The sequence below is a fragment of the Maribacter sp. genome (assembly GCF_039968975.1).
Classification (GTDB): Bacteria; Bacteroidota; Bacteroidia; order Flavobacteriales; family Flavobacteriaceae; genus Maribacter.
Window position 1 is genome coordinate 1 of the sequence record NZ_JBDVOT010000164.1, and the last position, 10906, is coordinate 10906.

The 10906-nt window shown below is 34.6% G+C and carries 7 protein-coding genes, 1 tRNA gene and 1 pseudogene; 2 read left to right on the forward strand and 7 right to left on the reverse strand.

Annotation, left to right across the window (positions count from 1 at the left end; genetic code table 11):
- The 7 genes from ABJI11_RS11100 to nhaD all read right to left on the reverse strand — a co-directional run.
- On the reverse strand, positions 1-2133 hold a 2133-nt coding region (locus tag ABJI11_RS11100; protein WP_348352120.1), incomplete at its 3' end, for a SusC/RagA family TonB-linked outer membrane protein.
- A gap of 926 nt (positions 2134-3059) precedes the next feature.
- Positions 3060-3134: transfer RNA gene (locus ABJI11_RS11105), tRNA-Val, on the reverse strand.
- A gap of 59 nt (positions 3135-3193) precedes the next feature.
- Entirely contained in the window at positions 3194-4405 is a 1212-nt protein-coding gene (locus ABJI11_RS11110) for a folylpolyglutamate synthase/dihydrofolate synthase family protein (protein WP_348352122.1), read from the reverse strand.
- Entirely contained in the window at positions 4402-5340 is a 939-nt protein-coding gene (locus ABJI11_RS11115) for an energy transducer TonB (protein WP_348352124.1), read from the reverse strand. The genes ABJI11_RS11110 and ABJI11_RS11115 overlap by 4 nt, the downstream gene beginning before the upstream one ends.
- Positions 5341-5727, reverse strand: coding sequence for a biopolymer transporter ExbD (locus tag ABJI11_RS11120; RefSeq protein WP_348352126.1), 387 nt, complete (start codon positions 5725-5727; stop codon positions 5341-5343).
- Positions 5728-5736: 9 nt separating this feature from the next.
- The gene (locus ABJI11_RS11125; protein WP_276473434.1) at positions 5737-6426 is read right to left on the reverse strand and encodes a MotA/TolQ/ExbB proton channel family protein; all 690 of its coding nucleotides are present in this window, start codon (positions 6424-6426) and stop codon (positions 5737-5739) included.
- Positions 6427-6478: 52 nt separating this feature from the next.
- Entirely contained in the window at positions 6479-7849 is a 1371-nt protein-coding gene (gene nhaD / locus ABJI11_RS11130) for a sodium:proton antiporter NhaD (protein ID WP_348352128.1), read from the reverse strand.
- Between the two features lie 337 nt (positions 7850-8186).
- Here nhaD and ABJI11_RS11135 point away from each other — a divergent pair, with 337 nt between their 5' ends.
- Entirely contained in the window at positions 8187-9326 is a 1140-nt protein-coding gene (locus ABJI11_RS11135; RefSeq protein WP_348352130.1) for an acyl-CoA dehydrogenase, read from the forward strand.
- Positions 9327-9646: 320 nt separating this feature from the next.
- Positions 9647-10906: pseudogene (locus ABJI11_RS11140) on the forward strand (glutamate synthase subunit alpha); the annotation flags it as partial.

Here is a 10906-nt window from a genome sequence, read left to right on the forward strand (position 1 = left end):
TAAAAAACCATAATCTAAACCTACAGTTATTTCTTTTGATGCTTCCCATTGCAAAAGTGCATTTGCAATATTTAAAGGAGAAATACCAGAGGTTAAAGAACCATCGACCACTGCATTAGAATTTTGTAACAAAGCCAAATAAGGCCAATTATTCACTACTTCATCACCAACATTAAATCTTTCTGCACCGGTAAGACCGTAACTAGCCCTGAATTTTAGATTGCTAATTGCTTCACTATCCAACAAGAAATTTTCCTTTGCAACATTCCAACCTACCGAAACAGAAGGGAAGTTACCCCATTTGTTATCAATACCGAAAACAGAACTACCATCACGTCTAAACGACGCATTTAACAGGTACTTATCTTTGTAAGAATAATTAACCCTTGCGAACATACCTATTTTCTTTAAGATAGTATTAGATTGAAACACTGTCGTATTATCAGGATTAGCACCTTGAATATTTCTAAGACGATCATCACTAAAACCATTACCCTCAATTTCACTTGTTTCACTTGTACGTTGTTGAACAGTAAGTCCACCCAACACATTAAGATCATGATCACCGAACGTATTATTATAGTTTAATGTATTATCAGAAATAAGTCTTTTACGAAATCTATTGTTTAATACATAGTTTGACCTACTGGCACCTGAAGCATGATGATTTACACCATCATAACGGTCTCTAGTTCTTTGCTCTAGAGTTACCCCTAAAGAAGTCTTAGCAATAAGACCGTCTGCTAGTTTATAACTCAAATAGGTAGAACCAAATAACTTTGTATTAATTTCAGTGTGCTGACGCTCTACATATTGTTGAAAAGGATTGGAATCACCTGATGTCCTTGGTCTCTCTGTACTACCGTCATTATCATAATCTCTGTTCTCTAAGTGGTTTTCCAAAAAGTAATCACCTACTCCAACATCTGGATAAACAGCACGATCAATAAACTCTAAAGATTCTTCTGTATGATAAATAGGCAACCATGGCGATTGACGTAATGGATTGTGTATTGATGTAGGTAATCTCCTTTGCTCCGTATAAGATGGAGATGCGGAAAGTCCAAATTTTAATTTTTTACCAATTTTAGTATCAAACTTTAAACTTGCCGTATACAATTTATAATCATCTGTAATGATAACACCTTCATCGCTAAGAGATCTCAACGAAGCACTAAAAGTAGAATCTTCAGAACCACCTCTTGCAGATAACGAATGACTAGTTACATTACCGCCGTTAAAGAAAATATCTTGCCAATCTCGATCTACACCAGTAGCTTGTACTAATGCCTGAGCATATAAAGTTTCTCCCGAAAGGGTACCTGTTGCTGCTTGCTCTTCTATAGCCCAATCTGCAACACTCTTTCTATAATCATCACTCCCATGAGCCTGTTTAGACCCTGTATAAGTCTGATAGCTAAATTTGGTTTTACCAGCTTTACCCTTTTTAGTAGTAATCAGGATTACACCGTTTGCACCCTCACTACCATAAATAGATGCTGAAGCTGCATCTTTTAAAATTTCAAAAGACTCAACATCATTCATATCTATGTTTGCAAGGAAATCTGAACTTACTACAATTCCATCAATTACTAAAGCAGGACCAGAATCTGCAGTTACAGAACCAACACCTCTAATAGTAATAGTTGGCGCACCACCTGCTTCTGCATTTGTAGCTTGAATATTAACACCAGAAACTTGACCTATTAAAGCGTCATCTACCCTAGATACAGCAATTTGATCTAAAGTCTCGTTGGTAACCTTAGATATAGAACCAGTTAATGTAGATTTCTTTTGAGTACCATACCCAACCACAACAACTTCGTCTAATTGACTTGCGTCCTCCTTCAAAGTAACACTTACTGTTTTCTGTGAAACTATTGCTACTGATTCTGTAGTATACCCTATATAGGAAAATCGTAAAATGTCACCACTAGTAACTTTAATGCTAAAATTTCCATCAAAATCACTCTGTGTTCCTCTTGTTGTATTTGCTACAACGATATTTGCACCAGGTATTGGCACATTGCTTGCATCTACTACGGTACCTGATAGGTCATAGGTGTCTTGTGCAAATAATTGAATGTTGACAAGCAACATTACAACCATAAAAATTTTTAATTTAAAATTCATCTGTGTTATATTAAGTTAGTTCTATTGAATTGGCTTGTGCCATCTTATTGATCTACTTAAAATGCGATTACATATCTCGCATCATAATCTTCAATATCACTATAAACACACTTTCATCTTAAATCAATGAAAATCCTTATTTTTACAAGGAAATGTGTTTATAGTAATATTTACATGTTTGTGTATTACTTCCCTTCGAAATGAAGTAATTTTTTATGAAAAAGGATGGGCGAGCACCCGTCCTTTTTTTTATTCATTTTCTCTAAAGTTTCACGTCATTTTTTTTAGTTTATAATGGTTCTTTAATTTCAATATTTTAACTGGTTTACCAAATTGGTTCGTCAAACTGGTTTACCAAATATATGTTATTATATTGTTAAAAAAAATTACATTAATGATTTAAGAGGTGTTTTTTTAAGATTAAGTAAAATATTTTATGGTAATATTATATAATTGATAAAATATTGAGCTCATTTTCAGAAAAACATATTTACTCCCAAAATACTGCTATACTTAACGATTAGAGAGGTTTTAGCATCATAAAAGGTTAAACCTTACATTTAAAGTTTGATCAGAATTTATAATAATCAAATTCTCTTAAAAATTTACCATATGTCACAATCTGATAGTAAAATTATTACTGAACACCTCATATTAGATAAAATGAAAATTTAAAATTCATTATTTAAAACACCAGTAAATGATATTATAATTGAAGAAGAAAGGATGAAGAGCTTTAAGCCTAAACGAAAAACCAATATTAAAATTCATTCAGTTTCATTTAACTTAAAAATAGCTCTAAGTTGATATCTGAATTTCTAATAAATAATAACAATATTATTGAACAGGGAAAGGAAGAAAACTTACTAAACAAAAATGATATAAATAAAAAAAGGCTTTCATTTTCATGAAAGCCTTTTTACCTGTGGGCCCTACTGGATTCGAACCAGTGACCCCCTGCTTGTAAGGCAGGTGCTCTGAACCAACTGAGCTAAGAGCCCCAATGGGGGTGCAAATATATAATACTTTTACATTCCACAAAAGAAAAATCAATAAAAATTTAAAGAACTTCTGCTACGACAAAATTACTGCCACCAACAAAAATAAAATCATTTTTTTTAGCACGTTTTTTCGCCGCCATAAATGCCTTATTTACAGAATCATAAACACTACCCACTAAACCTATTTCAGAAAAAACTCTTTCTAAATCTTTTTCATCGAGTCCTCTAAAATTTTTTGGTTTACAATAATAATATGTTGCATCTTTTGGAAAAAGAGCCGAGATTTCACTGACATCCTTACCTTTTACAAATCCTACTACAATATGTAAATCTTTAAATTTTTGCTTTTTCACTTGATTTATCACTAGTGATATCCCTTCTTTATTGTGTGCTGTATCACAAATTATTGTAGGATCTAAACCTATTTGCTGCCAACGCCCCATTAATTGCGTATTCTCAACTACATGCTTTAGACCTTTTACTATATTACTTTCCGTTACTTTAAAACCAGATAATGTACTTAAAGTAGCCAGCACACCTTTTATATTTTTCTTTTGATAAGACCCTAACAAACCTATCTCATAATCTGTATACTTAGAATCTTCAGCAAATTTTATTTCAGAGTTGTTTTGTTGTGCCATAGTTTTAAACACAGGGGCTGTTTCCTCATTAAACTCGCTAATTATCACTGGCACGTTAGGTTTTATAATTCCCGCCTTCTCTTCTGCAATCTTAGCAAGTGTATCACCCAGCATATCGGTATGATCTAAACTAATATTGGTTATCAGACTAACCTCTGGAGTAATAATATTGGTCGAATCTAAACGACCACCTAAACCTACTTCAATAATGGCTATATCTACCTCTTGAGCCGCAAAATATGAAAATGCCATACCAACGGTCATCTCAAAAAAAGAAAGTTTATTAGCAGTAAAAAATGGTTTATTATCAGCAATAAAATCAACTACCTGATTCTTTTCTATTTTTTTTCCATTAATACGTATACGCTCTCTGAAATCCTTTAAATGTGGTGAAGTATACAAACCCACTTTGTAACCCGCCTCTTGAAGAACTGAAGCCAATAAATGACTACTAGAACCTTTTCCATTGGTACCAGCTACGTGTATGCTCTTAAATTTAGTTTGAGGGGCGCCTAAATGTTCGGCGAACGATGTAATACCATCAAGTTTTGAATTAAAGGCACTTTTGCCTTTATTCTGATACATTGGAAGCTGTGCAAACATCCAATCTAATGTTTCTTTATAGGTCACTCTCCTAGCTTGAAATTTACAACTACGAAACCGACTTGTTTGCTTGGTGCGTCACCATCTAAATTCCACTTGTGCATAAATGCAGTTTTCTTTGCAGGTTCCAGTAAACATGGATTATTGTTCGTTGTACCCTTAACACCTGGCTCAGCAATAATTACTTTACCATTTCGGTCTACAATAATTTTAACTACTACTCTACCAGACTCGTTACATTCTTGTTGCACCTTACCTTTATTCACTAAAGACCTGCCGTTAAGTCCGTAACCACCTGTTCCGTTTCCACTGCCAGGACTACCATAATAACTTGTGGCATATGGATCCCCGTCTGGCTGACCTTTATCTCCTGCTCTATTATCATCGCCTTCACTACCGGATGCTGTTCCGTCAGATTTGTTAAGACCACCCATCATAGCATCTAAAGCTTTCTTTTTAGCCTCTTGCTCTTGACGCGCCTTGTCTGCGGCATCTTTCTTTTGTTTGGCTATTCTTGCAGCTTCTGCCTTTTTCTTATTTTCTGCGACCTCTGCCTTTCTCTTTGCAGCAGCGGCAGCTTCATCTGCTTTTCGTTTTGCCTCTTTAGCTTGATTAATCTTTACAGACTCGTCATTGTCTTGAGTTAAAACTTTTTCAGCTGGTGCCTCTTTCTCGGCTACAGCCTCCTCCACTTCTTCTACAGGCTCTTCAATTGCTTCTGCAACTTCTTGTTCTGTTGGCTCAACAGGGGGAGTATCTAAAGGTTCTGATTGTATCTTTTCTTTTGGTTGCACTTTACCGCTACCGAAATCCATAGTTCCAAAATTAACCGAGATTCCATTTTCCTCTGGCGGATCCATATAGTTTAGCCCAATATAAAATAAAACCAATAAAAGCGCACTTAACAACAATGTGGTAAGTGTCAATGATTTCTTTTTATGTTTTGTATCTAAAAATGCCATTTAGTTTGGGCGTACCGCCAAAATAACCTTATAATTATTTCTGTTCGCGATATCCATAACATTCACTGCTTCTTTAATCGCTACACTTTCTTCTGCCCTAAGTATAATTGTAGGACCATCTTGACCTGCTAATGCTTTCTTCAATTCGATCTCTACATACTCGCCGTTAATACGTTCATCATTAACAAAGTATTGTAAGTTCTTATCTATACTTACAGATACGTTTTGCGTATTAGTAGATTTCCCTTTTGCTTTTGGAAGTAACAGATCCAAGGCGTTAGGAGAATTTGCAGTAAGCATGAAAAACACCAACAACAAGAATACAATATCTGTCATTGAAGACATGCTAAAGTCTGGACTGACTTTATTTCTTCCTTTTAATTTCATAGTATAAAATTAAAGAGGTTCGTTTAATAGATCTAAGAATTCTACAGCGTTGGCTTCCATTTTATGAACTACTTTATCAGTTCTGTTCACTAAATGATTATAACCTACGTAAGCAATAATACCTACAATAAGACCCGCAACCGTTGTAGTCATAGCGGTATAAATACCAGACGCTAATGAACCCATTTCTGCTTGACCACCACTACTGGCCATCTCATGAAATGCAAGTATCATACCAATAACAGTCCCTAAGAAGCCAATCATTGGAGCAGCACCAGCTACCGTCGCCAAAATACTTACATTCTTTTCAAGCTTGTATACTTCAAGCGTACCTGCATTTTCTATTGCAGTATTTATATCATCTAAAGGCTTACCTATACGAGAAACACCTTTCTCCGTTAACCTTGCTACCGGCGAGTCTGTTTGGGCACAAAGTATCTTTGCTGCATCTAACTTACCTGTAGTGACGTAATCACGAATCTGATTCATAAAATTCTTATCTATTTTAGATGCCGCATTTACCGCAAGCAAACGCTCAAAATAGATATATAAGGCTACACCTAACATGATAAATAAAACAGAGATAATGATTACACTACCTGTGCCACCATTAAATATTAAATCTATTACCGAAAGAGTCTTCTCTTCAGACAATAATTCTTCGCTCGCATCTTGAGCCAAATCCTGGAATAATAACATAATATTCTTTAAGTATTGAATTTGCCTTTATAACGATGATTTACGAATTAAATTATCCGTGAAGCACAAAATCTCTCAATAGGATAAAAACGATTGCCCCACTAATAAAACCTACGAATGCCAACCATGCAATTTTTTTAAGATACCAGAAAAAATCAATTTTCTCCATACCCATTGCAACAACACCTGCCGCAGAACCAATAATCAACATACTACCACCTGTACCTGCAGAGTAAGCTATAAAGTGCCAAAGCGGATTATCTAAAGGCTCACTAAACATTCCCATACTTGCCGCCACTAATGGTACGTTATCAATAACAGCTGAACCTAAACCAAATAGCATTACAACAATATCGGTATTAGGTATAGCCTCATTAAGAGCTCCTGCAGCATTAAAAAGTATACCCAAAGACTCCATAGCAGCTACTGCCAACAAAATCCCTAAGAAAAACAAGATACTTGGCAATTCAATTTTAGATAAAGAATGATGAACAGGGCTATGGTGCCCTTCGCTATCTTGACCCTCTTGGTCTACAGAAGAAATACTAAATTTCTTATTACTATAAATTTCGGCAAAAGTAGCAACCACAGCCAATGATAACATCATACCTACATAAGGAGGTAAATGCGTTACTGTCTTAAATATAGGTACGAACAAAATAGCACCAAGACCTAAATACAACATTACCCCACTATATTTTGACTTCGCATTTTCACCTTCTAATTCACCATCAATTAAACCTTTAAAAACTTTAAATCTACTTGCGATGACTACAGGCACAATCATACAAACCAATGAAGGCAATAGTACATGAAGCACTAGCTGACCAGCACTTACCCTGTTAGCGATCCACAACATAGTAGTAGTTACATCTCCAATAGGAGACCAAGCACCACCTGCATTTGCCGTTATTACGATCATACCAGCAAACCATAATTTTGTTTCTCTGTCCTTAATAACTTTCTGAAGAATAGTAATCAAAACAATTGTTGCCGTTAGGTTATCTATGATAGCAGATAAAACGAATGCTAATATTGAAAACAACCAAAGTAATTTCCCTTTTTGCTTTGTTTTAATAAATCCTTTTATAGTTGCAAAACCATCGAAATAATCAATAATTTCTACAATAGTCATTGCCCCCAAAAGAAAGAAAAGAATCTCTGCCGTTTTACCTAAATGATGCAATAGAGATTCCTCCATCATATGCATCCTATCTAAATGTCCCCATTTACCAAAACCTTCTACAAGACTCTGCTGAGCAGAATCAAACCAGTTTTCGTAACCATCTATACCAAGAGCTATAAGTGCCCAAAGTATAGCCATCATAGCTAAGGCCGGTATTAATTTATCTATTTTAAGATTGTGTTCTAAGGTAATGGCAAGATATCCCGCCAAAAAAACAATAACAATGATGGTTTCCATATTCTTTGGTTTTTTGAGTAACTAGTTATTAGTTGTAAATATAGGTTCTAATTCTAAAAAATAAATCTTCCAAATATATTTAAAATTGTGCGTGAAATCCTAATGAAATGACAATAATCCCAAAGATATCTGACATCCAAATACTTAAATCAATACTATTATAAATTTAAAAGGTTTTATGTGACTAAAATTTAACGCATAAGAAAATGTTAAATTTGAACTGAGAGTTTAATTCGAAACAACAGTTGTTACAAAATGACTCAAAAGCAGTGTTTTTAGCATGATATTTAACTAGTATATCTCTATCTTTGAGAAGTTAACCTTTATATATATTTAGATGAATTTTTCATTAAATGAAGAACAAAAGCTTATACAAGAAGCTGCACGTGATTTTGCTCAAACAGAATTATTAGCAGAAGTAATTGAACGTGACGACGCCCAAAGATTCCCTACAGAAGAAATAAAAAAATTAGGAGAACTTGGTTTTTTAGGAATGATGGTAGACCCCAAGTATGGCGGAAGCGGACTTGACACCCTTTCATATGTAATTGCTATGGAAGAGATTTCTAAAATTGATGCATCAACTTCAGTGGTAATGTCGGTAAACAATTCTTTGGTATGCTGGGGATTAGAAAAATTCGGTTCTGAAGAACAAAAGGAGAAATACCTTACCAAGCTTTCTACAGGAGAGCAAATAGGTGCTTTCTGCCTTTCTGAACCAGAAGCGGGTAGCGATGCCACTTCTCAAAAAACAACCGCCATAGATATGGGCGATCATTATATAGTAAATGGAACCAAAAATTGGATTACCAATGGTGGTACCGCAAGTACATATATTGTAATTGCTCAAACAGACAAGGATAAAAAGCATAGAGGCATAAATGCCTTGATCATTGAAAAAGGCACTCCTGGATTTGAAATAGGACCTAAAGAAAACAAATTAGGTATTAGAGGTAGTGATACTCATTCATTAATATTTAATGATGTAAAAGTCCCTAAAGAAAATAGAATTGGCGAAGATGGCTTTGGTTTTAAATTTGCCATGAAAACTTTAGCAGGTGGCCGTATTGGTATTGCAGCTCAGGCACTAGGTATTGCTGCCGGCGCATATGAATTAGCTTTAAAATATTCAAAGGAACGCAAAGCTTTTGGCACTGAAATAAGCAATCACCAAGCTATTGCATTTAAATTAGCCGACATGCATACCGAAATACAAGCGGCAAGATTACTGGTTTATCAATCTGCATTAGACAAAGACAATGATAGAGATTATGACCTTTCTGGAGCAATGGCTAAACTATACGCTTCAAAAGTAGCAATGGAAACTACGGTTGAAGCGGTACAAATTCATGGTGGAAACGGATTCGTTAAAGACTATCATGTGGAGCGATTAATGAGAGATGCCAAAATAACACAGATATACGAAGGCACTTCTGAAATACAAAAAATCGTTATTTCAAGAAGTATTTTAAAGTAATTATTAGACAATTTATGATTCACCCCTACTTTTCATAGGGGTGAATTTTATTATAACAACATCTTACTTTGTTAACCTCTCAATAAAGTTAGCCTTTATTGTTAGAAAGTTGCAAAAACTACATTTTACCCCCTACTTCATCCATACTTTTCAATAATATTAACTTAAATTTATCAATCTGATAAATTGAAGGTTTTAAAAATCCATAATTATAGATTTTTTAAGCTTTTATTTATTTCGTTGAATTTTTTACTTGAATTTGTTTCAATCATTGAATATAATTCAATTAAATTGATATTTTTGAAGAAATACCACAAAGGATGAAACTGAAGAAGCAAGGATTATATTTACCGGAATTTGAACATGATAACTGTGGGGCTGGTTTTATATGCAGTCTTAAAGGAAAGAAATCTAACGACATTATTCATAAAGCGTTAGAGATACTTGAACGTTTAGAGCATAGAGGGGCAGTAAGTGCCGATGGTAAAACAGGAGATGGAGCAGGTATATTAATAGATATACCGCATGATTTTTTTCAGGCTGTTTGTAATTTTGACCTACCTAAGGCAGGTGATTATGCAGTTGGTAATATATTTTTCCCTAGAAAAGAAAACCAAAGAGATTTCTGTATTTCGGTTTTTGAAGAAAATATCAAAAAACAAGGTTTACAATTATTAGGATGGAGAGATGTACCGGTAAACAGATCAATACCCGGTAGAATTGCCGCTGAAACCGAACCTTTTGTTAAACAAATATTTGTGGCTAAAGAAAGTGAAGATCAAGATTACTTTGATTTTAACTTAAAACTTTTTATTGCAAGAAAAGTAACCGAACATACTATCATAAAATCTAAATTATCTGAAAGCAAGTTCTTTTATGTACCTAGCTTATCTACCAAGATAATTATATTTAAAGGACTACTAATGCCTTTAGATATTAGCCTATACTATTCAGATCTAATGGATTCTAGAGTAGTAACTAGATTGGCATTGGTACACCAACGTTTCTCTACAAATACTTTCCCTACCTGGGATTTGGCACAACCATTTAGATATATGTGCCATAATGGTGAAATAAACACCTTAAGAGGAAATGTTACCCGTATGTTCTCTAGAGAAGAATTATTGAAGAGCGATATGTTCGGAGATGAAATAAAGAACGTTCTTCCTATTATATTACCTGGAAAGTCTGATTCTGCCACCATGGATATGGTCGTTGAATTACTATTGATGACCGGTAGATCGTTACCAGAGGTAATGATGATCTTAGTGCCTGAGGCATGGGAGAAAAATACCGAAATGTCTGAAGCTAAAAGATCATTTTATGAATATCATTCTTGTATGATGGAACCTTGGGACGGACCAGCTTCTATTCCTTTTACTGATGGAAACTTTATAGGTGCGGTATTAGATAGAAACGGGCTAAGACCATCAAGATACACGGTTACAAAAGATGACTACGTAGTTATGTCTTCTGAAACTGGTGTTGTTGATATTGCCCCAGACAATGTAGAATTTCACGGAAGATTACAGCCAGGAAAAATGTTCTTGGTGAATATGGAAGAAGGCAGAATTGTTAAC

Coding starts and splice junctions, on each gene's coding strand:
- ABJI11_RS11115 (WP_348352124.1), bottom strand. CDS start 5,340: ATGGCATTTTTAGATACAAAACATAAAAAGAAATCATTGACACTTACC.
- ABJI11_RS11120 (WP_348352126.1), bottom strand. CDS start 5,727: ATGAAATTAAAAGGAAGAAATAAAGTCAGTCCAGACTTTAGCATGTCT.
- nhaD (WP_348352128.1), bottom strand. CDS start 7,849: ATGGAAACCATCATTGTTATTGTTTTTTTGGCGGGATATCTTGCCATT.
- ABJI11_RS11125 (WP_276473434.1), bottom strand. CDS start 6,426: ATGTTATTATTCCAGGATTTGGCTCAAGATGCGAGCGAAGAATTATTG.
- ABJI11_RS11135 (WP_348352130.1), top strand. CDS start 8,187: ATGAATTTTTCATTAAATGAAGAACAAAAGCTTATACAAGAAGCTGCA.